Genomic DNA, 24,540 nt, shown 5'->3' with positions numbered 1-24,540 from the left:
GACAAGGGGTTGAGGGTGCCGTCAACCGAATGGTTGATTCCGGCTGGAGGGCGGGGAATTCCGTCCCGCGCGGTGCGCGCCGCGGATACGCTGGAAGGCGTGCAGGACCAACCCAAGCCCGACGCCCGGGAGACGCCCACCGGTGCGATTCTCCGCGTCCTCCGTGTGAGCTTGCATGTGGGATTTGCCGTCCTGTTGCTGGTGGCCGTGGTCCGGCTGTTGCTGGGAGCCGGCGGAAGCAGGACACCGCTGTCCTTGGGTGCGGGCCTTGTGCTGTCCGGCGTGTTGGCCTTGGTGTATCTTGCCGGGACTTTCCTTGAGAAGCGCCACGCCAACTCCCCCGATGCGTTTGATCCCGCTCCGTACGCGCGCTGGTGGCTGGCCGCGGTAACGCTTCTGTGGCTGCTGCTCCTGTTGGTCAGCAGCGACTTTGCCTGGGTCGCCTTTCCCTTGTTTTTCCTCCAGCTGCATGTGCTGCCACGCCTGGTGGCGCTGCCGGTCATTGCGGCGTGCACCTTCTTGCTGATCGGGGCGCTCTGGTTCCATGGACAGGGATCGGCCGACGGCGGACTGCAGCTTGCGATGGTACTCGGGCCTGTGTTCGGGGCCGGGTTCGCCGTGGTCACCGGCATGGCCTACGGTGCCTTGTTCCGCGAGGCCGAAACGCAGAGAAGGGTTGCCGGAGAACTGCTCCGGACCCGCGCCGAACTTGCGCGGACGCAGCATGAGGCAGGCATGGTGGCGGAGCGGGAGCGCCTGGCCCGGGAAATCCACGACACCCTGGCCCAGGGCTTCTCAAGCATCGTCCTGATGGGCAGGTCGGTCGGGAAAGCCATGGACGCCGGTGACCTCGAGTCGGCGAAGGGCCTGCTCAAGGTCGTCCAGGAAACGGCATCCGCCAACCTGGCCGAGGCCCGCAGCTTCGTGCGCGGCTTGCGATCGCCCGACCTCGCGGAGTCCGGGCTGGTGGCCACCCTGCGCGGACTGTGCGAAAAGACGGAAACCGAGGCTGCCGCCAGGGGAACAACAATGCGTGTCCGGTTTCAGCTGGTGGGTGCCCCTGTTGACCTCCCGAACGCCTTCCAAACCACCCTGTTGCGGGCGGCACAGGCCTCCCTCGCAAACGTGTGGAAGCATGCCCAGGCGCGTGCCGCCGTCGTGACCTTGTCCTTTCTTGAATCCGAGGTGACCTTGGACGTGTTCGACGACGGCGTCGGTTTTGAACCCTCGACGGCGGCCCATGCGGTGCGTGGCGACGGTAGCGGCGTCGGGCTTTCCGGCCTGCGCGAGCGGCTTGCGGCGCTGAACGGGAGCCTGGAGGTGGAGTCGGCGCCGGGTGAGGGGACCGTGGTCGCAGCCCGGCTGCCCCTTCCCGAGGAGGATGCCCAGTGAACGACATCCGGATTCTGTTGGTGGACGATCACCCTGTAGTGCGGGCTGGTCTCCGTGCGATGCTGGCGGATTTTCCCGGGGTCACCGTAGTGGCCGAGGCTGCTGACGGAGACGCTGCGCTTGCCCACCTCGTGCGGCTGGGCAGCCTGGGTGAACCCGTTGACCTGGTGCTCATGGACTTGCAGATGGGGCAGGGCATGGACGGGGTGACGGCCACGGGGAAGATCAAGGCCGGGGAGGCCGGGACTCCCCCGCCACCTGTCCTGATCCTGACCACCTATGACACCGATGCCGACATCCTCGCAGCCGTCGAGGCCGGCGCGAGCGGCTACATGCTCAAGGACGCTCCGCCCGAGCAGCTCCGCCAGGCCGTACTGCAGGCGGCGGCCGGGCAAACCGCGTTGGCGCCCGAAGTCGCCGCAAAACTCATGGGCAGGATACGGAATCCGTCGCCGGCCTTGAGCGGCCGCGAGGTGGAATTGCTGGAGTTGCTGGCTACGGGCATGAGCAACCGGGCCATGGCCAAGCAACTGTTCATTTCAGAGGCCACAGTGAAGACCCACCTGGTGCACATCTACGCCAAGCTTGGCGTGGACAACAGGACAGCCGCAATCGCCGTGGCGACGCAGCGCAGGATCATCCGCGGGCATTGACCCCCACCCTCCCAACTGGATCGCATTAGTGCGCGTTTTGAGCCGTCATAACGCGCACAAGTGCGACTCAGTTGGGTGCGAATTTTGGTGAAACGGTTGACCTTTCGCCTTCAAGTAGTGACGATTAGTGCACGTTTCGCTATGAGTTAGATCACAAACTATCACTCGTCGAAAGTTGGCACCCATGTCCGCACCCCTCAAGGGCTTATCCGGCGCTGCGCCCAACAGCCCACGATGCGCCCCGCTTCCGTTCCTCAGGAAGGCCGCGTCAGTCGGCTTGGCAACGCTCCTGCTGGCCGGAACCATCCCCACCCTGGGCTTCACACCGGCCGCGGCCGCCCCAGGCGCCCCGGCAGCGATCAAACCCGTCACTCCTGAAGTCCCCGTTGATTCCGCGGGAGTACCCCTCGGGGCGGTGACCGGATACACCCAGGCGGGAAACGTCGTCGAGCTTTCAGCCGAAAAGGGTGCGATCCGCGTGACGTTCCTCGATGACGGGAACTTCCGCCTGGAGGTCGACCCCAGCGGCACGTTCACCGACCCTGCCAATACTGACCAAGGCGACCCGGCCCGGACCGCGAACATCGTGGTCGGCAAGGACAAGTTCCCGGGTGCCAACCCAGAGGTGACCGACGGCGACTGGATTGTCCTCAAGACGACCAGGATCAGTGTCGAAATCAACAAGGCCACTACCCGGTTCCGTGTTGTGAGGGCGGACGGATCTTTGGTGCTGCAGGAAACCGCGCCCATCACGTTTGGGGCGACCACGGCAACGCAGCACCTGGCCCAACAGGACGGTGAACAGTTCATCGGCGGCGGCATGCAAAACGGCCGTTCCGTCCACACCGGGGCCCTGATCAACATCGCCAGGAACTTCGACTGGGATGACGACGGCTACCCCAATGCCGTCCCCTACTACATGTCTTCCAAGGGCTACGGCGTCCTGCGCAACACCTTCGCGCGCGGTTCCTACAACTTCGCCGGCCAGCCCACCACCACGCACGAGGAAAAGCGGTTCGACGCCTACTACTTCGTGGGCGACTACAAACAGTCCCTCGGGGCTTACACCACGCTGACCGGCAAGCCGATGATGCCCCCGGTCTACGCGCTGGAATACGGCGACGCGGACTGCTACAACCGCTCCAACCCGGGCTACTCCTCTTCAGGCTACGGCGATCCCGACGGAGCCAAGCAACGCACTCCGGATGCCATCAAAACCGCGCGGAAGTTCGTGGAAAACGACATGCCGGCCGGATGGATGCTGGTCAATGACGGTTACGGCTGCGAATATCAGCAACTCCCGGAAACCGTGGACAACATCGAGGAAGAGACTGACCTGAAAATTGGCCTCTGGACCCAGCGTTCCCTGACCAACCAGGAATACGAGGTAGGCGAGGCCGGTGTCCGCCTCCGCAAGCTGGACGTCGCGTGGGTGGGCCAGGGCTACCGCCAGGCGCTCACCGGATGCGAAGCCGCCCACAGCGGAATAGAACAATACTCGAACGCGCGCGGCACCTCGCTGATGGTTGAAGGCTGGGCAGGTTCCCAGCGATGCGGCATGCAGTGGACCGGTGACCATTCAGGAAACCTCGACGCCGTCCGCTGGCAGGTCCCGGCACTCACCGGAGCCGGGAACTCGGGTCTGGCATTCTCCACGGGCGATGTCGACGGAATTTTCGGCGGCTCGCCGGAGTCTTACGTGCGCGATCTCCAGTGGAAAGCCTTCGCTCCTGCGCTGTACTCCATGTCCGGATGGGCGGCCACGGACAAGCGTCCGTGGTTGTACGGCGAGGAAGCAACCGCGATCAACCGCCATTACCTGCAACTCCGCCAGCAGCTCATGCCGTTTATCTACAGCCTGGCGCAGGAGTCTTCCACCACAGGTGTTTCCATGATGCGCTCCATGGCGCTCGAGTTCCCGGACCAGGAATGGTCCTACGGAGCGGAGGCCAACAACCAGTTCATGCTCGGATCGGATTTCCTGGTCGCTCCGGTTTTCACCCAGACAGATGTCCGCAACGGAATATTCCTGCCGGCAGGCCGGCAGTGGGTGGACTACTGGTCCGGCAAGCTGTACCAGGGCGGCCAGATCCTCAACGGCTATGACGCACCCTTGGACAAACTTCCTGTCTTCGTGCGGGCGGGCGCGGTGATCCCGCAAGGCATCGTGGCCAGGAATGCTTCCCTGGTTCCCGAAGATTCCATGATCACGCTGGACGTCTATGCCCAGGGCAAGGACAGTTTCACCCTCTACGAAGACGACAAGGTCACCCGGGAATACAAAGAGGGCAAGTCCTCAAGCCAGCTCTTCGAGGTGGACGCTCCGGGCAAGGGCAACAGCAGCGTGAAGATTTCCATCGGCGAACGGAAGGGCGACTACACCGGCAAGGCAGCAGCCCGCCCCTACCAACTCAAGGTCCACGCCGGTGCTGCACCCAAGGAGGTGAAGATCGGCGGCGCGAAGCTCACGCAGCTCAGCACCAAGGAGGCGTTTGACGCGGCAAACGCCGGCTGGTTCTTCGACGAATCCATCAACGGCATCGTGTGGGTGAAGACCGGAACCATCGCATCAAACCAGTCCGCGACAGTCCAGCTGCAGCAGGCCGGCCCGCTGGGTGGAAACAGCCAGGACGCGGTTGCGGCCGAAGTCCGCGTTACCACCGGGAAGCAGGTCTTCCAGGATCAGCAGACCACGGTGACAGCCGAATTCGTGAATACCGGCGCCAAGGCCAAGACCACCGTGGAACTGGCTCCGGTCCTTCCCGAAGGCTGGACCGTCATCTCCTCCGCCGGGACGACGGCGGCCACGGTGGAGCCCGGACAGACGGCAACCGCAACGTTCGTCGTCTCACCCGGCTCCAGTGCGAAGGCTGGTCAACAGACCGTGCGGGTGTCGGCGTCGTACGCTGCTGCCGACTCAACCACACAGACGGTGACCGGAGGCAATTCTATCTACGTGGCTTATGGGTCACTGGCCGCGGCCTACAACACCGTCTCGGTCACCACCGTGGCGGGCAAGGCGCTCGGAAACTTCGACGGCGGTGGCGCCACCTTCGCGGCCGAACAGCTGGCTGCCGCACCGGTACCGTCGGGCGGCGTCCGGCCGGGCAGCACGGTGACGGTGGATGCGGGGAAGCCCACCCAGGTTGATTACACATGGCCGTCCGTTGGGCCGGATGTACCCAATTCGGTAGCACTCTCCGCCCAGACCATCGCGGTCAAGGGCAAGGGAACGCACTTGGCTGTGCTGGGCTCGGCAGCCGTCGGCAACGGCACCAGTCCCGAGCTGACCTTGACATATGCCGATGGGAGCATGGAAAAGCAGTCCGTCTTCTTCCCCAACTGGCTGCAACCTTCGGTCCTGAACGGTGCCGTGGTGGCGGTCTCTGAGCAGGGCCGCAACAATGCCAACGGACCATCTCCCGAGTACACGCAGTACAAGTACCAGGCCTTCTCGAACACGGTCCGGCTCAACCCCACCAAGGAACTGGCCTCGGTCACGCTGCCCACGGACACACGCGTGAAATTCTTCGACTGGAAGGTGGTTTCCCAGCCGCTGCCGGATGTTCCGCGAGGTTCCGTGTACGCCTCGGAAACGCCGTGGGTGCAAGCCATCAACGGCTATGGCGTGATCGGCAAGAACGTGGCGAACAAGGACAGCGCATCATCCCCGGACAAGCCGCTCGCCATCAACTACACCGATCCCGCCACAGGCCAACAGCCCGTCTTCACCAAGGGCCTGGGTGTGCACGCGGCCTCGAAAATCACGTATTACCTGGGTGGAAAGTGCACATCGTTCACGTCCCAGGTGGGCTTGGAGAGCGGTTTTGGCGGCAACATCATCTTCAAGGTCAATACCGACGGCGTGAACAAGTACCAGTCGCGGACCTATACTCCCGGTTTTGCGCCCGAGTCCGTGAAGGTGGACCTGTCCGGCGCAGCGTACGTGGAGCTGGTTGTTGATCCCTCCGGTTCCATCAACGGGGCACACGGCGTATGGGGTGATGCCAGGTTCACCTGCGCGCCCTAGCTGATTCCCTGGCCCTCCGGCCCGCAGCATCGTTGACCACGGCTGCGGGCCGGAGGCGTCCCGTCCGGGGTGTGGGCGCAGCAGGAAACTGTCAGGGGAACCCGGCATAATGTCGCAAATGGGGAAACTTAGGAATCTGGTCCTTGGACTCGTGGCGCTGGTGATGGCTGGATCGCTGGCTGCGTGCGACGACGGCCGTTCAGGAGCGGAGAGCGCTGCCCGGCAGCTCGCGACCGCCCTGGAAGCGCTCGACGTCGGGCAGCTCGCCGTGGAAGGCACGGACGCTGCCGCGGCCAACGAGGAACTTAAATCAGTATTGGGAGGCTTGGATGCCAAGCCGTCTGTCCAGTCCGGTGACGTAAAACTCGACGGCGACACCGCCACGTTCCCCCTCAACTACAGCTGGAATATCGGTTCTACCACGTGGGACTACAGCCTGGACGCCACGCTCAGGAAATCCGGTGACAAGTGGGCGGTCCAATGGAGCCCCCGCCTGCTGGCTCCTGACCTGGGTGATGGCGAAACCCTCTCCGTCAAAACCGTCCCGGCCCAACGGGGACAGATCCTCGGTGCAGGGGATGCTCCTATTGTGGAGGACCGCCCGGTCTTCCGCGTGGGAATAGATAAGACGAAGGTGCCGGCCGAGCAAGCGGATGCCTCGGCACGGGCCATGGCTGCGCTGCTGGGGTTGGACGTTGAGGAGTACGCCAAGCAGGTAGCTGCCTCCGGTCCCCAGGCGTTCGTAGAAGGCATCGTCCTCCGTGCTTACACAGCCGAGATCACGGAGGCCGGGATCAAGGCCATTCCCGGCGGCGTCAGCATCCTTGATTCCATGGCACTGGCTCCCACCCGGACCTTTGCCCGGGCCCTTCTGGGCAGCGTTGGCCAAGCCAGTGCGGAGCAGATTGAGAAGTCCAACGGTGCGCTGCGGGCCGGTGACGCCACAGGAACGGGAGGCCTGCAGCAGAAGTACGACTCCCTGCTCCGGGGCAAGGATGGCGTTGAGGTTGTTGCCACCGCCAAGCCCGCGTCCGAGGGCGCAGAGTCCCAAACCAAGGTGCTGTTCTCCACAGCCGCTGAAGCCGGCACAACGCTCAAGACCACACTGGACATCGAGCTCCAGCAACTTGCCGAGCAAACACTGGCAGGGGTGGAGCCTGCATCCGCCATCGTCGCCATCAAGCCGTCCACCGGGGCTGTGCTCGCTGCCGCCTCCGGGCCGGGAAGCAACGGCTACAACACGGCCATGCTCGGCCAGTACGCTCCCGGTTCCACCTTCAAGATCGTGGATTCACTGGCCATGTTCCGCAACGGCGCCACACCGGACTCCAAGGTAGAGTGCCCGTCCACACTGACCGTGGACGGCCGGACCTTCAAGAACGCCGAGGGCTACCCCGAAAGTTCGCTGGGTTCCGTTGCCCTCCGGGATGCGTTCGCCCACTCCTGCAACACCGCTTTCATCAATGCCCGTACCACCGTCTCCCAGGACCAGCTTGAATCCGCCGCCCTGGCATTGGGCGTGGCGGTGGAAGCGCCAAAACTTGGGGCCGATGCCTTCCTCGGATCCGTCCCGGCCGAAGCCGAGGGCACAGAACATGCCGCTTCCATGATCGGTCAGGGCAAGGTTTTGTTCTCCCCGCTTTCGGCAGCGGTCATGGCTGCTTCGGTGGCCAACGGAGCGCCGGTGTCACCGCAGCTCGTCCTGAACGCCGATGCTGCAAGTACGCAAACACAGAACCCCGACGCCGGTACCGCCCCTGCGGAAGGCGGCACCGCATCGCCGTCGTCCGCTGCCGCTACGGTTCCGGCCTCACCAGCCTCAACCACCCCGATCACCAAGGAAGAAGCCGCAGGATTGGCGGACATGATGCGGGCAGTAGTGACCTCAGGGCACGCCGGCTTCCTCGCCGAGGTCCCCGGGGCACCGGTCGGTGCGAAGACGGGCACGGCGGAGTTCGGCAACGAAAACCCGCCAAAAACCCATGCGTGGATCGTGGCAACCCATGGGGACCTCGCAGTCGCGGTGTTCGTTGAGGACGGCGGCCTGGGTGCCACTACCAGCGGTCCTTTGCTGAAGCAGTTCCTGACAGCAGCCGGCTGACAGGCGTTTCGGTGGGCTGAGAGCCTGCATGGGAAGATGGGGCAGTGGCCCATATTGACGTTTCCGGCATCGACTACTTCCTCTCAGACGGCACCCAACTGCTGAACGGCGTGACGTTCAAGGTGCCGGACGGCACCAAGACAGCCCTGATCGGACCGAACGGCACCGGCAAAACCACGCTGTTCAAGATCATTTCGGGAGACCTCACCCCGGACGAAGGCGCCGTGGGCCGTTCCGGGAACATGGGAATCATGCGGCAGTTCGTGGGCCAGGTGCGGGACGAATCCACAGTCAGGGACCTTCTGGTTTCAACGGCGCAGCCCGGCTTGGCAGCGGCTGCGAAAGCCGTGGAGGAAGCCGAGCTCGCCATGATGGAGCGGGATGATGAGCCCACCCAGATGAAATATGCCCAGGCGATCGTGGACTGGGGCGACGCCGGCGGTTATGACGTGGAGACCGTCTGGGACGAGGTTTGCATGGCTGCCCTTGGGATCTCGTTCGACAAGGCCCAGTTCCGCCGGGCCTCCACGCTGTCCGGTGGCGAGCAAAAGCGTCTGGTCCTGGAGGCATTGTTTGCCGGACCGGATGAGTTGTTGCTGCTGGACGAACCGGACAACTACCTGGATGTCCCTGGTAAGCGCTGGCTCGAGTCCAAGCTCAATGAATCCAGGAAAACGGTGCTGTTCATCAGCCACGACCGCGAATTGTTGAACAACGCCGCAAGCCGCATCGTGACTTTGGAACCGGGGATCAATGGTGCCGGCGCATGGATCCATGGTGGCGGGTTTGGTTCCTACGTCGACGCCCGTGCCGACCGGAATGCCCGTTTTGAGGAACTCCGCAAGCGGTGGGACGAGGAGCATGTCAAGCTCAAGGAACTCGTCAACATGTACAAGAACAAGGCTGCGTTCCGTTCCGACATGGCCAACAGGTACCAGGCCGCGCAGACCCGTTTGGCCAAGTTCCTGGAGGCTGGCCCGCCGGAGGCCTTGCCCATCGAGCAGAACGTGCGGATGCGGCTCAAGGGCGGGCGTACCGCCAAGCGTGCCGTGGTTGCGGAGAAGCTCGAACTGACGGGGCTCATGAAGCCGTTCTCCACGGAAATCTGGTTTGGCGACCGCGTGGGTGTCCTGGGGTCCAACGGCTCGGGCAAGAGCCACTTCCTGCGCTTGCTCGCCACCGGCGGCACGGATCCTGAGCGGGAACACCTGCCCGTCTCGGACGTGGTGATCGCTGAGGTCCCCCACCAAGGCACCGTGAAACTGGGTGCCCGCATCCGGCCCGGGTTCTTTGCCCAGACGCACGTCCGCCCCGACCTCCTGGGCCGCACGCTGCTGGAGATCCTGCATCGGGGTGACGAGCACCGCTCCGGCCTGCCCCGGGAGGCTGCGGCCGGAGCCTTGGATTCCTACGGCCTGGCCGGTCAGTCCGAGCAGAAGTATGAGTCCCTGTCCGGTGGCCAGCAGGCGAGGTTCCAGATCCTGCTCCTGCAGCTTTCCGGTGCCACCCTCCTGCTGCTGGACGAGCCCACTGACAACCTCGACCTGCACTCCGGCGAGGCCTTGGAGCGGGCCATTGATGCGTTCGAGGGCACCGTCCTGGCGGTGACGCACGACCGCTGGTTCGCCAAGTCCTTCGACCGCTTCCTGGTGTTCGGCTCGGACGGCAAGGTGTACGAGTCGGAGGAACCGGTCTGGGACGAGAAGCGCGTGGAGCGCACCCGCTGATCCTCTCCCACATCCCGTCGTGTTTGGGCGGATCCGAAGCAGGGATGAGCAAATGATCACGGTAGGTGATCAATTGCTCAAAGCCGTGCTACGGTTGAAGCATGGGAACTGCTGACCGTCATCGCCTCATTGGCGAACTTCTGCGCCAGCGCGAGGAAGTCTCCGTGGAGGAGCTCGTTGCGGCGTGTGGTGCCTCCGGTGCCACCATCCGCCGGGATCTCGAAATTTTGTCAGCCAATGGCGTCCTCCGCCGCGTCCATGGGGGCGCCCGCAGCCTGCTGGACCGTGGCGACAACCCCGGCTATGGACAACGGGAACTGGAAGACCATGACGCGAAGCTCCGGATTGCCAAAGCGGTGGATTCCCTCATCAGGGACCGCGCGCACGTCTGGCTGGACAGTGGATCCACGGCTACGGAGATCGCCCGTTGCCTGGGCAGGCGTACGCTGACCGTCATGCCGATGTCCCTGCACGGCGTCGATGCGCTGATGGACAGCAAAACAGGTGGGCGCTCTGACCTCATCCTCCCCGGCGGCGAACTGATTCCTGGCGAACAGTCCTTCCGGGGCCCGATGACTGAATCCAATATCCGCTCCCTCCGTTTTGACACCGCCGTCGTCACACCGTGCGCCATCAACGTCAAGGACGGGCTCCTGGCCCATGACCTCAATGACGCCGCCGCCAAACGCGCAGGCATGGAATCGGCGTCGAAGGTGATCGTTGCCGCCTCCGGCGCGAAATGGCTTGCCAGCGCGGTGGCATTGGTGTCCGCCCTGGACGCCGTGGATGTGATCGTGACCGACCTGGAACCCTCCCCTGAAATTTCTGCCCGGCTCAACAAACTCTCCGTGGAAGTTGTGATCGCATGACCACCAGCACCAAGGCCGCCCCGAACGTCAAGGCAGCCGCCGTGGCTACCTTCCTGATCTTTGGCATGAACGGCCTGGTATTCGCCAGCTGGGCCGCGCGCATTCCCGCGGTGACTGAGGCATTGAGCCTCACCTCCGGCCAGATGGGCACGTTGCTGCTGTGCACCGCCGTCGGGTCCCTGTTGGCGCTGCCGTCCGCTGGCTGGGTGGTGGGCCGGATCGGGACCGCCAATACGGTGCGTGCGGCGGGAATCGTGGCGGGCGCTGCCGGGGTGGCCATTGCTGTTTCGCTGATTGCGGCGTCGGTCCCTGCCACCGCGATTGCGCTGTTCTTCTTCGGTATCGGCATCGGCCTGTGGGATGTCGCCCAGAACATCGAAGGCGCGGACGTCGAGCACCGCCTCAAGCGGACCATCATGCCCCAGTTCCACGCTGCGTTCAGCGGTGGCGCCTTTGTGGGCGCGCTGATTGGGGCGGGACTTTCGCAGCTGGGAGTGGGGCTTCCGGTACACCTCATGGTGATCGCGGCGATCGCCGTGACGCTTGCCTTGACGGCGCCCCGCTACTTCCTCCCGCACGTGGCTGCGGCCTCGGAAACGCACGACGGCGAGCGGCCGGCTTCCAAGGGGCCGTCGGCTTGGCGTGATGGACGGACGCTGCTGATCGGTGTGGTGGTGTTGGGTGCCACCCTTACCGAAGGCGCCGGCAACGATTGGATCGCGAAGGCCGCAGTCGATGGATTGGGAGCCTCGGAAGCCACCGGTGCGCTTCTGTTTGCGCTCTTCGTGGCCGCTATGACGGCCATGCGCTTCCTGGGCGGGAAGGCCATCGACAGGTTCGGTCGTGTGGCGGTGCTTCGGGCCAGCATGGCGGCTGCGGCAGCGGGCCTCGCTCTCTTCGTCTTTGCGGGCAACGTGGTCCTTGCCGGATTCGGCGCGGCCCTGTGGGGCATCGGTGCAGCGTTGGCGTTCCCCATGGGCATGTCCGCCGCGGCTGACGATCCCAAGCATGCGGCCGCCCGGGTTTCGGTGGTGTCCACCATCGGTTACGTGGCCTTCCTGGCCGGACCGCCCCTGCTGGGATACCTCGGCGACCACACCGGGATCCATCTGGCACTGCTGGCGATCGGGGCGCCTATTCTGGTTGCTCTCCTGCTTGCCGGCGTTGCAAAGCCTTTGCCTGCCAAATAGTCATGCCGTCCGCTTCGGCGTTCTCTTTGATGCATGCTTTGCGGAAAGCCACCCAAAAGAGCAGCACGGTGCCGGCGGCAAGGCAGGCGCCGCCCAGGACATCGCTGAGCCAATGAGCTAAGAGGTAGGTGCGGCTCACCATCATTGCCACGATCCCGATGGCCGCCAGCACCTTCATCCATGCGCGCCCCATCAACAGGCTCAGGATGACGAGGAAGGCTGTGGTTGCCGATACATGCCCGGAAGGGTATGAACCAGTGTCGGTGAGAACCCTGGCTCCTTCCGGCCTGTCGCGCCCGACCACTGCCTTGGCAAGCTGGGTCAGCGCCAGGGCAGTCAGTCCTGAGGTGCTGGAAAAGATGGCAGCTTTTGGTCGACGCCAGATGAAGAGGGCGGTCACCAGGACGACGTGGAAGAACAGCATGCCCGCATAGCCGGCCCAGTTGAGGAAAGCGTTCACGGCATCTCCTGCCGGCGACTGCAGGGTGAAGATGTAAGCCTGCCACTGGGTATCCGCGCGGTTGAATGCCGGTTCCCCTTGCCCGGCCATGAGGATGACAGCCGGAACTAGGAAGGCGCACAGCAATACGGTCCCTGCCGTGATCAGTTGCCAGTCCGGCCTGGTACTTGGTGACAGGACTCGGATCATCCATTCATCGTAGCCACACCGCCGTCGGCTGGGCCTCAGGCGGTGTGGAAGCGAGGTACGACGGTGACGGGACCCACGTTGTCCAGCGTGCGCCGGACTGTCTCCTCCACGTTGTGCGTCTTTCGTGCCAGACCTTCAAGGGTCACGGTGTTGTCCACGGGCAGGGTGACTTCGGCGTGGAGGGCATGGCCGGACCACCGGAGCCTGGACGAAGCTCCGGGATATCCTGCTTCCTTCAAGGCACAGGCCAGTCGTTCCGTCAGGCGGGGATCCACGCCGTCCATCAGCCTCCGGCCGACATCGCGCACAGTCCCCCACAAGAGGACGCCGATCGCCGCGGAAATGAGAACCCCTACGATCGGATCCGCCAGGGGGAAGCCGAGCCAGATCCCCACCACTCCGGCTACGACGGCGAGGGACGTGAAACCGTCCGTACGGGCATGGACGCCGTCTGCCACCAGTGCCGCGGAGCCGATCCTGCGCCCCACCCTGATCCGGTACATGGCCACGAGCTCGTTGCCCAGGAAGCCCACCAGCCCCGCAGCCAGGACCCAGCCGAGGTTCTGCACGGGTTGGGATTCAAAGAACCGACGGACGGACTCGACGGCGGCCACTACTGCGGAAAGGGCGATCATGGCGACGATGAAAAGCCCGGCCAGGTCCTCGGCCCTTCCAAAACCGTAGGTGTACGTGGAGGTGGCCTTCCTCCGGCCAAGCAGGAAAGCAATCCAGAGCGGAACAGCCGTGAGGGCGTCCGAGAAGTTATGGACCGTGTCCGCCAACAGTGCGACCGACCCGCTGACGAGGACAATGCCCAGTTGGAACAGGGCAGTCACGCCCAGTCCGAACAGTGAAATCTTGACCGCACGGATGCCCTGCGCGCTTGAAGTGAGTGCAGCATCCATCGAGTCGGCCGGATCGTGCGAGTGGGGAGTCAGGACGTGCTTCAACCAGCCCATGAAACCGCCGCTGTGATGGTTCCCGTGGTCATGGTGGTGATGTGGGTGTACGTCAACGGACCGCTGATTGTCACGGTGCATTGGTGCCGTATGGTGCATGTTCACTGGCCGGCCGCTTCCCGGGGCGGGTGTGGCTGGATCCGGTGGTGTGGTGCAGTCCCCAAGGCGTGCTCCGCCTGGTGGATGGCATCGGCCACAAGTTCCCATGCATGGCCGTCCTGCAGCCTATAGAAGACCTTGGTGCCCTCCTGCCGGGTGCCCACCATGCGGGCCAGGCGCATCTTGGCCAGGTGTTGGGAAACTCCGGCCGCGGGCTTGCCGGTCTTTTCGGCGAGTTCGTTCACCGACAGCTCACCGTGGCGCAAGGCAAGGATGAGCCTCACCCTTGTGGCATCGGCCAGCATGGCAAACACCTCCACGGCCAGTTCCACGTACTCACTGTCAGGCGAGAGGGTGCAAGCCCGCTTATCTGCATTCATACGCAGATAATCGCACACCTCTGCCTCCACGCTCAAGCAATGCCGCTGGCAGCGCGCTACTGTGGTCGAATGCGACGCTTCCTGGGCAAGGGCCCACGCCATGTGGCACGACTTGACCAGTTTCTTGTGCGTGCGGTGTCACGGCAGCCCCAGGGAGACCACGACGATTTCTTCCGCCAACTGTCCGCAGCAGCCACCAAGGGCAAGTTGTGGTTCGGCGTGGCCGGAGTACTCGCTTCCTTCCCTGGCCGCCCTCGCCGCGCAGCACTCCATGGGCTGCTGGCCCTTGGCGTCGCATCAGGCGTCACCAATCTGGTCTTTAAGACAGCCCTGCCCAGAACCCGCCCTCAGCCCGAGCACCTGCCGGTCTTCCGCTTCGTGCACCCGCAGCCGGTCAGTTCCTCCATGCCGTCCGGGCACTCTGCGTCAGCAGTCGCCTTTGCCGTGGGTGCCGGAATGGTGTGGCCCGCGCTCGGGATCGGCCTGGCTCCGGTCGCTGCCGGGGTCGCGTATTCGAGGGTCCATACGGGTGCGCACTGGCCGTCGGATGTAGTGTTCGGTTCTGCGCTGGGGGCCGGCGCTGCTCTTCTGACCAGGAAGTGGTGGCCGGCAAAACCCCTTGAGCCGAAGCCGCGCCGTACTGCCGCGGAGGTGCCGGCAATCGCCGACGGCGAAGGGCTGAGTATCGCCGTCAACACCCTGGGCGGGTCGTATACCCCCGAAACGGGCGAACTCCTCCGGCAGATATTCCCCAAAGCGCATATTCACGGGATTGCCGAGGGCGACGACGTTGCAGCCGAGATCGAGGCGGTCGCGACGCAGCCTGGCACCGTAGCCCTGGGCGTGTGGGGCGGTGACGGAACGGTAGGCACCGCTGCCGCCGCCGCCGTCGGGCATTCACTGCCACTGCTGGTCCTGCCGGGCGGAACGCTCAACCACTTCGCGCGCGACCTCGGGACCAACTCGATGGACGACGCCCTCGCCGCACTCACCAGGGGCCAAGCTGCTTTGGTGGACCTGGGACACGTGGTGGTGGAGCGCGGGTTGCCTGAACTCCCCGAAACCACGGAAATGGCCATGCTGAACACAGCCAGTGTGGGCGTTTACCCCAATCTGGTCCGCAGGCGGGAGCGGCTCCAGCCCGCCCTCGGCAAGCCGCTGGCCGGATTGCTGGCGTCGCTGAGGACATTCGGCGCCAACTCCCCGACCACGCTCACCGTCGATGGCCGCAGGCACAAGCTCTGGATCCTCTACCTGGGCCGAGGCCGCTATTACCCCAGTGACCACGCGCCACTGCGCCGTCCAATACTGGACGACGGCGTGTTCGACCTGCGCATGATCAGTGCCGATGAGCCCTTCGCCCGTGCACGGCTGCTGTGGGCAGTGGTGACCGGGACGGTTGCGGCTTCCAAGGTCACGCACTTGTCCGAGGCCACCGAGATCACCGTGGAATCCGTGGGGCAACCGCTGGTGCTTGCCGTGGACGGTGAACCGAAGCCGGGTGTGCGAAAAGCCGTGTTCTCCGTCCGCAGCCGGGAACTGCGCGTGTACTCGGCCTTGCCCGAGGTCGACTGATGACCCGGATCATCCGTGAGGACTACCCTGACCGGACCCTGAATCATCCCTGAGACAGGCGAATTACGCACCCTCCGTGACTAGCGTTGTAAGTACAGTCAACGCTCATCCGCACGCAGGTGCTCTGAGGAGGGAACGCTTCCATGATCGAAGCAAAAGGCCTGACCAAGGTCTACGGCGAGAAGACCGCCGTGGGCGGCGTCAGTTTCACTGTCCAGGCCGGACGTGTGACGGGCTTCCTGGGCCCGAACGGTGCCGGCAAGTCCACCACCATGCGCATGATCATGGGGCTCGACACCCCAACCTCAGGTTCGGTGACCGTCAACGGCGAGCCGTTCGCACGGCACAAGGCACCGCTGCGCGAAATCGGCGCGCTGCTGGATGCAAAAGCAGTCCACACCAGCCGCACCGCCCACAACCACCTGTTGGCCATGGCCGCTACACACAGCATCCCCAAGGCCAGGGTCCGCGAAGTCATCGAAATGACCGGACTGGGTGATGTCGCCAGGAAGAAGGTCAAGGGGTTCTCGCTGGGCATGGGGCAGCGCCTGGGCATAGCCGCTGCGCTGCTGGGCGATCCACAGACCATCATCCTGGATGAGCCGGTCAACGGCCTTGATCCGGAAGGTGTGGTCTGGGTCCGGAACCTGGTCAAGTACCTCGCCTCGGAGGGGCGGACGGTTTTCCTGTCCAGCCATTTGATGAGCGAGATGGCACTGACGGCGGACCACCTGATCGTGATCGGCCGAGGCAAGATCATTGCCGATGCTCCTATTGCGGACATCATCACCGGCAAGGGCCAGGTCAGGACCCGGGTGCGGACGGACCAGCCGGAGAAGCTCATGCAGCTTCTGGCCGGTACCGGCGTGTCAGTGGAAGTCCACGAACGCGAACTGCTGGAAGTGACAGGGCTGGATCCGCGCGGCATTGCCCGCACGGCGTTGGACAACCAGGTCATGGTCTATGAGCTCACACCGCTCCAGGCAAGCCTCGAAGAGGCGTACATGGAATTGACCAAGGATGAGGTCGAATACCACTCGCACATCACCGCTGGGGCCCAGGTTCCCGCCCAGGCTGGAAGGAAGTAAACATGAGCACCGCAACTTTGGACCGCCCCATCCGCAACTCGGTTGGCCCGGGACCGGCCTTCCACCGTGTGCTGAACTCGGAGTTCATCAAGTTCCGCACTCTCCTTTCCACGCTGATCCTGCTGGCCTCGACTGCCCTGGTCATGGTGGGGTTTGCTGCACTGGCAGCCTGGGGAACCGGCCAGTTCTCCCAGGAAATGGCCAACGATCCCGAGGCTGCAGCAGCCATGGCAGCCCAAGGCGGAGACCTCGCCGTCAGCATTCCCACCTCGGGCATTTCCTTTGCGCAGCTGATCCTTGGCTCACTGGGCGTGCTGTTGATGAGCTCGGAGTTCACCACCGGCATGGCCCGCTCCACCTTCGCGGCCGTGCCCAACCGGATTTCGCCGTTCCTGGCAAAGCTCATCGTGGTGGTGGTCAGCGCCTTCCTGTTGACTGCGGTTTCCACGTATGTGGCGGGCCTGGTCGCCTTGCCGATCGTTGATAACTACGATCTCAAGCTGGATCTGGGCAGTTCCCAGTCGATCAAACTCCTGCTGGTCAACAGCATTTACGTTGCAGCGGTGGCCGCCATCGGCATGGCTTTGGGAACCATCGTGCGTAACTCTGCAGGCGGCATCATGAGCCTCGTGGGCCTGTTCTTCGTGGCACCCATCGCCTTCCAGCTGATCCCCGGGGACTTCTTCAAGGAAGCCAGCAAGTACCTTCCCACCAACACCCTGACGCCACTGACCGCCGTCGAACATGTCCCGGACACCCTGGAGGCCTGGCAGGCAGCCCTGGTCCTGGGCGCCTGGGTGATTGTTCCGGTCGCCATCGCCATGGTCTTGCTGAAGAAGCGGGACGTCTAAGCCCTCTAGGCTCGAACCATGACAGATGTTCCACCAGCGAAAGACGCGCCGGCACCCACTGCCGACGCGTCTTTCGCGGAAATAGCCCAGCGCCGCAGGGGCCGGGTCCGCCGCTGGTTCTTTGAACGGCCGCGTGCCATGGATGCCGTGGTGGTGCTGTGCTACGTCCTCCTGGCCCTGCCCACCATCATTGGTTCCATCACCGAGGGCAAATGGCTGGTGGTGGCGCTGCTGCTGATGATCGCGGCGGTCCTGGCCTTCAGGCGGCGTTTCCCGCTGCAGGTAGTGATCGCCGTAGCGCTGTTGGAAGTGTCAGCCACCATCCTGAACCCGTGGGGCTCCAACGTGTCCGCGGGCCTGTGGTTCGCCCTCTACGCACTGGCCTCCATCAGGAAGCGGTCGGTGTCCCTGGTGGTCTTCGTCGCCGCAAGCCTGCCGCTGAGCCTGCTCTACCTCTTTATGTGGACCAGCCCCAGCGAGATGGACAACCTTCAGGATGTGCCGGAGAACTTCCACCTGATCAACAACATTGCCACGTCCGTGACCATCATGTTGTCCAACCTGCTGGCCACCGGAATCGGCATATCGGTCCGGCAGCGCCGCGAGCATGAAGCGGAGATCGCGGCGTGGGCGGCACGGACAACACAGCTGGGGAAGGTCACCGAACGGAACCGGATTGCGCGCGAGATGCACGACGTCGTGGCGCATTCGCTCACGGTCATGGTCAGTCTCTCCGATGGAGCCGCGGTGGTGGTCAAGAAGGACCCCGCGCGTGCCGGTGAGGTACTGGGTGAACTGTCCCGGACCGGCAGGGCTGCCTTGGCCGACATGCGCCGCGTCCTGGGCGTCCTGCGGGACGATTCCGGGCGGCCGGCGCCGTTGACGCCCTTGGAATCGGGACACAACCTGGCCAAGCTCCTGGACGGTTTCCGCACTGCCGGGCTGCCGCTGCACTACGCGCACACCGGTCCGGCGCTGCCATCCGATCCCGCCCTGGAGCTGACGGTCTACAGGATCGTGCAGGAATCGCTCACCAACGTGCTGCGGTACGGCCGTTCGCTCAGCCGGGTGGACGTCCAGGTGACCAACGACGGCGATCTGGTCACCATTGACGTGCTCGACGACGGCCGCGGCACCCGGGATGGTGGTGCGGAAGCCGTGGGCAGCCTGGGGACGGGCCAAGGCATCGCGGGGATGCGGGAACGTGCCGGAATCTATGCTGGAATCGTTACTGCCGGTCCAAGCAAGAGGGGAGGCTGGGCTGTCCATGCCCAGCTGCGCTTGAACGGCGACAAGGGGGAACTGTGACAGAAGACGGCATCATCAAAGTCCTTTTGGTGGATGACCAGCCACTGCTGCGGATGGGTTTCAGGCTCATCCTCGAAGGCGAAGACGACTTCTCGGTGGTGGGGGAGGCTTCCGACGGAATCGAAGCGATCGGTTTGGTGGCTGAGTTGCAGCCGGACGTGGTGCTCATGGATGTCCGGATGTCCGGCATGGACGGAATCGAGGCCACGCGGCACATCTCGTCTTCCGGGTCCGAAGCCAGGGTCATCATCCTGACCACTTTCGACCTTGACGAATATGCCTTCTCAGGTCTGCAGGCAGGAGCCTCGGCATTCCTGCTGAAGGACGTGGCCCCTACCGAACTGGTTCATGCCGTTCGGCTGGTAGCCAGCGGGGATGCGGTGGTGGCTCCCCGCGTGACGCAGCGCCTGCTGGAAACCTACGTACGCGGCGGGCATGCCCCGGGGCATGCCGCGCCAACCCACAGGGACCCGCTGCTGGACGAGCTCACGCCCCGGGAAACGGAAATCCTCACCACCATCGCCGAGGGTCTGTCCAACGCGGAGATCGCCCATAAGTTCTTCCTGTCCGAGGCCACGGTGAAGACGCACGTCCGCAGGATCCTCAGCAAGCTGCAGTTGCGGGACAGGGTGCAGGTTGTGGTTTATGCGTACGAAACGGGCCTGGTGGTCCCCAGCAATCCGGATTACTGACGCACAGCCCCGCCACAGTTCCGCCATGTACAAGCCATAGCTGTGGCGCGTTTCATGGATGCATGACCTCCTCCAACCAACCCCACCCACATCATGACCGAGGCCTCGAGTTCGACCTCACGACGCTCCTGAGCAGGCGTCGCACGCTCGGTGTCCTGTTGGGCGCCGGCACCTCAGCAGCCCTGGCCGCCTGCACGCCGGGCACCGGAGGCGGCTCCGCAACGCCGTCGTCCACTGCCAGCGCTGCCGCCACGGCAACGCAAGGTACGACGCCGGCCGACTCGCCTTCGCCAACGGGGACGGTGACCCGTGCTTTTGCCGAATGCGGCGTGGAGATCCCGGAGGAAACCCTGGGGCCGTACCCAGGGGACGGTTCCAACGGACCAAATGTGCTGGAAGCTTCAGGCGTGGTGCGCCGCGACATCACATCGAGCTTCGGTACCTCCACGAGGAAAGCCGAGGGTGTTCCGCTCACCGTCACGCTGACACTCCTGGACAACGCGAACGGTTGCGCTCCCTTGGCCGGCGCTGCCGTGTATGCGTGGCATTGCGACCGGGACGGCAAGTACTCGCTGTACGACGACGGGGTGGAGAACGAGAACTACCTCCGCGGGGTGCAGGAAGCGGACGCGAACGGCCAACTCACTTTCACCACGATCTTCCCCGGTGCTTACTCCGGGCGCTGGCCTCATATCCACTTTGAGGTCTTTGAATCGATGGGCAACACCACTGCGGCCGGGCAGGTGCTGGCCGTATCGCAGATCGCGCTGACTGAGGCGGCGTGCAAAGACGTCTATGCCTCGGCCGGGTATGAGGCAAGCGCCCGCAACTTCCCCAGGACAACCCTGAAGACCGACATGGTGTTCCGCGACGACGGGGCCATCTACCAGTTGGCGACCATGTCCGGTTCGGTGACCGGAGGCTACACGGCGGCACTGAACGTCACCGTGTAGTCCCCGCGGTCCGTTCCGGTGCCTTCCGGGCCCATCTCGTAGACTCGGGGTCATGTCCTCCTCGAACCAGTCCGCAGCCCGTGACCACATCCAGGACCTCGGAAGCTTTGTGTCGGCTTCGCCGTCGAGCTTTCACGCCGTCCATGAGGCAGGGCGGAGGCTGGATGCAGCAGGCTTCACGGCTTTGGACGAGAGGCAGCAGTGGGAGGGGGGTCAGGGAAGGTACTACGTGATCCGGGATGGTGCCTTGATCGCCTGGGTTGTTCCGGGGAACGCCACAGCCACCACGGGTTTCAACATCCTGGGCGCACACACCGACTCGCCGTCTTTCAAACTCAAGCCCAAGCCGACCACCGGCAGGTTCGGGTGGCTCCAGGCCGGCGTCGAGGTCTACGGTGGGCCGCTCCTTAACTCGTGGCTGGACCGGGAGCTGCAACTGGCCGGGCGGCTGGTGCTGCGCGATGGCTCCGAGCATCTGACGGCAACCGGCCCGCTCCTGCGTTTCCCGCAGCTGGCCATCCACCTGGACCGTGCGGTGAACGACGGCCTTGCGCTGTCCAAACAACAGCACATGAATCCGGTCTTCGGGTTGGGGGACCCTGCGGGTGAGGATCTGTTGGGCCTGCTCGCCGCACGCGTGGAAGGCGCCTCCGTGGATGCTGCGGAAATAGGCGGGTACGACGTCGTTATTGCGGACACGCAGGCACCTGCGGTTTTCGGGGCCAACAGTGAGTTCTTCGCATCCGGGCGGTTGGATAACCTGTCGTCCACGCACGCGGGGCTGACGGCATTGATCGATCATGCCGAAGAGGTTCCCGCTGATGCTCCGATCGCTGTCCTGGCTGCTTTCGACCACGAGGAAATCGGATCCAACTCGCGCTCCGGTGCCTGCGGACCTTTCCTCGAAGACGTCCTGACCCGGATCGCAGACGGGCTGGGAGCGTCGGTGAGCCAGCGGCGGCAGGCGTTGTCGGCGTCGTTCTGCGTTTCCGCCGACGCGGGGCATGCAGTGCATCCGAACTATGCGGAGCGGCATGATCCTGCCAACCGGCCGCTGCTTAACGGTGGTCCCCTCCTGAAGATCAATGCCAACCAGCGATACGCCACCGATGCCCCGGGGGCGGCGTTGTGGGCGCAGCTCTGCCATGAGGCCCAGGTGCCTTACCAGGAGTTTGTCTCCAACAATGACATTCCGTGCGGTTCGACGATCGGCCCGCTGACTGCAACACGGCTGGGGATCCGCACCGTAGACGTGGGTGTGCCGCTGCTGTCCATGCACTCTGCTCGTGAACTTTGCGGTGTGGAGGATCCCTACCACCTGACGGTGGTGGTTGGTTCTTTCTTCCGGCGTCACGTGTGACCGGAAGCACCCGCGTCCTTCTCAAGCAGTCATTTCAGGTGCATTTCAAAATTTATCTTGGTGCAACAGTTGATGCCTTGAGCAATACATTTTGTGCAGCTTCCCTTTTTGGCGGGCGTCAAAATGTACGGGCGCACAGCTTGGAGCCCCATCGCGGTAGCTAGTGTGGGAAAGCCATGTGGCCCGGTGCACACACCAGGGCCGTTTCCAGCCAGACTCGAAGGACGGCGCGATCCATGCACGCTGACCAACAGCTTTCCAAGTCGCTGAAGCCCCGACACCTCTCCATGATCGCCATCGCAGGCGTGATCGGTGCGGGCCTGTTCGTGGGCTCCGGTGCCGCGATCCAGCAAGCCGGACCGGGAATTCTTCTCGCCTACCTGGCAGCCGGCCTCGTCGTCATCCTCGTCATGCGCATGCTCGGCGAGATGGCCGCAGCCAACCCGGAAACCGGTTCGTTTTCCACCTACGCGGACAAGGCCCTGGGCCGCTGGGCAGGGTTCAGTATCGGCTGGTTGTATGCGTGGTTCTGGATCATCGTCCTTGGCATTGAAGCAACAGCCGGTGCGGCCATCATGCACCGGTGGGTCCCCGGCGTCGATCAGTGGGTGTGGGCGCTGATCCTCATGGTGCTGCTCACCCTGACCAACCTGGGTTCCGTGAAGTCCTACGGCGAGTTCGAGTTCTGGTTCGCCTCCATCAAGGTAGCGGCGATCGTTATCTTCCTGCTCGCGGGCATCGCGGCCATCTGCGGACTGATCCCGGGCGTATCCGCCCCCGGCGTGGCCAACCTCCTGGACCAGGGCGGCTTCATGCCCAACGGCCCGGGCGCGGTCCTGGCCGGCATCCTTGTGGTGGTCTTCTCGTTCTTCGGCGCCGAAATCGCCACCATCGCCGCCGGCGAGTCAGCCAACCCCGTGGACGCCGTCAAGAAGGCCGTGAAGTCCACTGTGTGGCGCATCCTGATCTTCTACATCGGCTCCATCGCGATCGTCGTAACCCTCCTGCCGTGGAACAGCGCCTCGGTTGCCAAGAGTCCGTACGTCGCGGTCATTGAGCTCTACGGAATCCCCGGTGCGGGAACCATCATGGACATCGTTGTCCTGACCTCCGTGCTCTCCTGCCTCAACTCCGGCCTGTACACGGCCAGCCGCATGCTGTTCTCGCTGTCCCGGCGTGGTGATGCTCCCAGGTCCTGACACAGGATTTCCAAGCGCGGCGTCCCTGCAGCGGCAGTCCTTGCCTCAACCGTGGTCGGCTTTGTCACCGTGGGCCTCAACTACATCGCCCCGGACACAGTCTTCCTGTTCCTCGTGAACACCTCCGGTGCCATTGCCTTGTTCGTGTGGCTGGTCATTGCCGCGTCACAGCTGGTCCTCCGCAAGCGCATGGGTGCCGCCGCCAAGGATCTTTCCCTCAAGATGTGGTTCTTCCCGTACCTGACATGGATTGCCATCGCCAGCATCGTGGCCTTGATCATCGGAATGGTCATCCTGGAGTCCACCCGCGAGTCGCTGTTCCTGTCGCTCGCACTGGCCGTGGTGGTTGTTGGCATCGGCGTGTGGCGCTACCGCAAGGGTGGTACCGCGCACCAGGCGACCCAAGCGGAACGCAAGCCCGCAGAGGTAGGTTCCGGCCCGGCGTCGTAAGCGTTCCTTGGCTGCGGGGCAGCTGCCGCCAGAGTTCGACGGCGGGTGCCCCGTTGCGCTTTATGGGCCGCCCGGGTCAGCCGCGCCGACTCAGCGGCGGGAACTCAGAGGTCGCGTGTGGCGGGCTGCTGGCCGGCCCCGGCGCGTTTCCGGTCCGCCTGGATGATGCCGTCGCGGACCCCGGCCCGGACAACGAAATACAGCGCATACAGGACGACGGACGCGCTGAGGATGGTCAGGACGAGCGAGCTCAAGGGATCCATGCTTCCACCCTAACGGGATGCTGACCGCACCCTGGTGGAGTCAAAATCAACACTTTGGGCATTCTCGTGCTAGTGTCTTTGACGCTGTTACGGAGAAAAAGGAAACCGCTTCTCCGAATCACCCTGCGCGGGTGGCGGAATGGCAGACGCGCTAGCTTGAGGTGCTAGTCCTCGAAAGGGGGTGGGGGTTCAAGTCCCCCTCCGCGCACACAGGAAACCCCTGGAAGATCAAGGTCTTCCAGGGGTTTCGTTGTTGGTGGAGCCCACGGTTCCCCGGAGGCTCCCTACGCCCCGGGGCGGGGAGCAAACATGATGACGGCGACGCCCACCAGGCAGATGACTGCTCCCATGACATCCCACCGGTCCGGGCGGAAGCCATCCACCAGAATCCCCCACGCGAGGGATCCTGCGATGAACACTCCGCCGTAGGCGGCGAGTACGCGGCCAAAGTGCGCGTCCGGCTGGAAGGCTGCGAAGAATCCGTAGATACCCAGGGCTGCAACGCCCAGTCCAGCCCACCACCACGCCTTGTCCTCGCGGACTGCCTGCCAGATCAGCCAGGCGCCACCGATCTCTGCAATTGCGGCCAGGATGAAGAGCACAACAGACTTTGCGATGGTCATCCCATCAGTATTCACTGCCCGGCGGGAGCCGTTTTCCACATAAGCACTTCCGGAGCTTTGAGTGGGGCAATGGGTCGAATAGCTTTGAGTGCGGGGGATGCACTAAGATATTGAAGTCTGTGCTGCGCC

19 protein-coding genes, 1 tRNA gene and 1 pseudogene are annotated in these 24,540 nt (G+C 64.1%); 16 read left to right on the top strand and 5 right to left on the bottom strand.

Annotated elements, in window-relative coordinates; all coding sequences use genetic code 11:
* Nucleotides 1-99 precede the first annotated feature (99 nt).
* From ACUYMZ_RS20810 to ACUYMZ_RS20780, 7 genes are all read left to right on the top strand, one after another.
* Entirely contained in the window at nucleotides 100-1,392 is a 1,293-nt protein-coding gene (locus ACUYMZ_RS20810; RefSeq protein WP_481605954.1) for a sensor histidine kinase, read from the top strand.
* On the top strand, nucleotides 1,389-2,045 hold the full coding sequence (locus ACUYMZ_RS20805) for a response regulator (RefSeq protein ID WP_481605763.1): 657 nt from the start codon (nucleotides 1,389-1,391) through the stop codon (nucleotides 2,043-2,045). Before ACUYMZ_RS20810 ends, ACUYMZ_RS20805 begins: the two co-directional genes overlap by 4 nt.
* Nucleotides 2,046-2,229: 184 nt before the next feature.
* Nucleotides 2,230-6,075, top strand: a complete 3,846-nt coding sequence (locus ACUYMZ_RS20800; protein ID WP_481605761.1) for an NPCBM/NEW2 domain-containing protein — start codon at nucleotides 2,230-2,232, stop codon at nucleotides 6,073-6,075.
* A gap of 118 nt (nucleotides 6,076-6,193) precedes the next feature.
* Nucleotides 6,194-8,176: a penicillin-binding transpeptidase domain-containing protein gene (locus tag ACUYMZ_RS20795; RefSeq protein WP_481605759.1), complete on the top strand. Its 1,983-nt coding sequence runs from the start codon at nucleotides 6,194-6,196 to the stop codon at nucleotides 8,174-8,176.
* Nucleotides 8,177-8,220: 44 nt separating this feature from the next.
* A complete protein-coding gene (locus ACUYMZ_RS20790) occupies nucleotides 8,221-9,903 on the top strand; it encodes an ABC-F family ATP-binding cassette domain-containing protein (protein ID WP_426004968.1) in 1,683 nt (560 codons plus the stop codon).
* Between the two features lie 101 nt (nucleotides 9,904-10,004).
* On the top strand, nucleotides 10,005-10,772 hold the full coding sequence (locus tag ACUYMZ_RS20785; RefSeq protein ID WP_426004967.1) for a DeoR/GlpR family DNA-binding transcription regulator: 768 nt from the start codon (nucleotides 10,005-10,007) through the stop codon (nucleotides 10,770-10,772).
* On the top strand, nucleotides 10,769-11,962 hold the full coding sequence (locus tag ACUYMZ_RS20780; RefSeq protein WP_442423229.1) for an MFS transporter: 1,194 nt from the start codon (nucleotides 10,769-10,771) through the stop codon (nucleotides 11,960-11,962). The genes ACUYMZ_RS20785 and ACUYMZ_RS20780 overlap by 4 nt, the downstream gene beginning before the upstream one ends.
* Here ACUYMZ_RS20780 and ACUYMZ_RS20775 read toward each other — a convergent pair.
* Genes ACUYMZ_RS20775 through ACUYMZ_RS20765 form a run of 3 tightly spaced genes read right to left on the bottom strand, consistent with a single transcriptional unit; the run spans nucleotide 11,907 to nucleotide 14,049 of the window.
* Nucleotides 11,907-12,611 carry a phosphatase PAP2 family protein gene (locus tag ACUYMZ_RS20775; protein WP_481605756.1) on the bottom strand — a complete coding sequence of 235 codons (705 nt, stop codon included), beginning with the start codon at nucleotides 12,609-12,611 and terminating at the stop codon, nucleotides 11,907-11,909. The two genes, ACUYMZ_RS20780 and ACUYMZ_RS20775, sit on opposite strands and share 56 nt — an antisense overlap.
* A gap of 35 nt (nucleotides 12,612-12,646) precedes the next feature.
* A complete protein-coding gene (locus ACUYMZ_RS20770; protein WP_481605952.1) occupies nucleotides 12,647-13,669 on the bottom strand; it encodes a cation diffusion facilitator family transporter in 1,023 nt (340 codons plus the stop codon).
* A 2-nt stretch (nucleotides 13,670-13,671) separates the two neighbouring features.
* On the bottom strand, nucleotides 13,672-14,049 hold the full coding sequence (locus ACUYMZ_RS20765; protein WP_426004964.1) for an ArsR/SmtB family transcription factor: 378 nt from the start codon (nucleotides 14,047-14,049) through the stop codon (nucleotides 13,672-13,674).
* Between the two features lie 69 nt (nucleotides 14,050-14,118).
* Here ACUYMZ_RS20765 and ACUYMZ_RS20760 point away from each other — a divergent pair, with 69 nt between their 5' ends.
* The 8 genes and pseudogenes from ACUYMZ_RS20760 (at nucleotide 14,119) to ACUYMZ_RS20725 (ending at nucleotide 23,525) form a co-directional block, all read left to right on the top strand.
* A complete protein-coding gene (locus tag ACUYMZ_RS20760) occupies nucleotides 14,119-15,624 on the top strand; it encodes a phosphatase PAP2 family protein (protein ID WP_481605754.1) in 1,506 nt (501 codons plus the stop codon).
* Nucleotides 15,625-15,767: 143 nt separating this feature from the next.
* Nucleotides 15,768-16,712, top strand: coding sequence for an ABC transporter ATP-binding protein (locus ACUYMZ_RS20755; RefSeq protein WP_426004962.1), 945 nt, complete (start codon nucleotides 15,768-15,770; stop codon nucleotides 16,710-16,712).
* 2 nt (nucleotides 16,713-16,714) lie between these two features.
* Nucleotides 16,715-17,563, top strand: coding sequence for an ABC transporter permease (locus tag ACUYMZ_RS20750; RefSeq protein ID WP_426004961.1), 849 nt, complete (start codon nucleotides 16,715-16,717; stop codon nucleotides 17,561-17,563).
* 18 nt (nucleotides 17,564-17,581) lie between these two features.
* A complete protein-coding gene (locus ACUYMZ_RS20745) occupies nucleotides 17,582-18,871 on the top strand; it encodes a sensor histidine kinase (RefSeq protein WP_426004959.1) in 1,290 nt (429 codons plus the stop codon).
* Complete coding sequence (locus ACUYMZ_RS20740; protein ID WP_442423223.1) at nucleotides 18,868-19,563, top strand: response regulator; 696 nt, start codon at nucleotides 18,868-18,870, stop codon at nucleotides 19,561-19,563. Before ACUYMZ_RS20745 ends, ACUYMZ_RS20740 begins: the two co-directional genes overlap by 4 nt.
* 62 nt (nucleotides 19,564-19,625) lie before the next feature.
* Complete coding sequence (locus tag ACUYMZ_RS20735; RefSeq protein ID WP_481605751.1) at nucleotides 19,626-20,516, top strand: intradiol ring-cleavage dioxygenase; 891 nt, start codon at nucleotides 19,626-19,628, stop codon at nucleotides 20,514-20,516.
* A gap of 52 nt (nucleotides 20,517-20,568) precedes the next feature.
* Nucleotides 20,569-21,876: a M18 family aminopeptidase gene (locus ACUYMZ_RS20730; RefSeq protein WP_481605749.1), complete on the top strand. Its 1,308-nt coding sequence runs from the start codon at nucleotides 20,569-20,571 to the stop codon at nucleotides 21,874-21,876.
* Between the two features lie 236 nt (nucleotides 21,877-22,112).
* Nucleotides 22,113-23,525 (top strand): annotated as a pseudogene (locus ACUYMZ_RS20725) (amino acid permease).
* A 104-nt stretch (nucleotides 23,526-23,629) separates the two neighbouring features.
* On the opposite strand, the gene ACUYMZ_RS20720 reads toward ACUYMZ_RS20725, so the two are convergent.
* Nucleotides 23,630-23,788 carry a hypothetical protein gene (locus tag ACUYMZ_RS20720; RefSeq protein WP_481605747.1) on the bottom strand — a complete coding sequence of 53 codons (159 nt, stop codon included), beginning with the start codon at nucleotides 23,786-23,788 and terminating at the stop codon, nucleotides 23,630-23,632.
* A gap of 125 nt (nucleotides 23,789-23,913) precedes the next feature.
* Between ACUYMZ_RS20720 and ACUYMZ_RS20715 the strand changes: the two genes are divergently transcribed.
* A tRNA-Leu gene (locus ACUYMZ_RS20715) sits at nucleotides 23,914-23,996 on the top strand.
* A gap of 76 nt (nucleotides 23,997-24,072) precedes the next feature.
* On the opposite strand, the gene ACUYMZ_RS20710 is transcribed toward ACUYMZ_RS20715, so the two are convergent.
* A complete protein-coding gene (locus ACUYMZ_RS20710) occupies nucleotides 24,073-24,411 on the bottom strand; it encodes a YnfA family protein (protein ID WP_481605745.1) in 339 nt (112 codons plus the stop codon).
* Nucleotides 24,412-24,540: the final 129 nt, after the last annotated feature.

This window comes from Arthrobacter sp. T572, from assembly GCF_056780115.1.
Note: the sequence above shows the minus strand (reverse complement) of the source record. Positions and strands in the feature narration are given on the sequence as shown.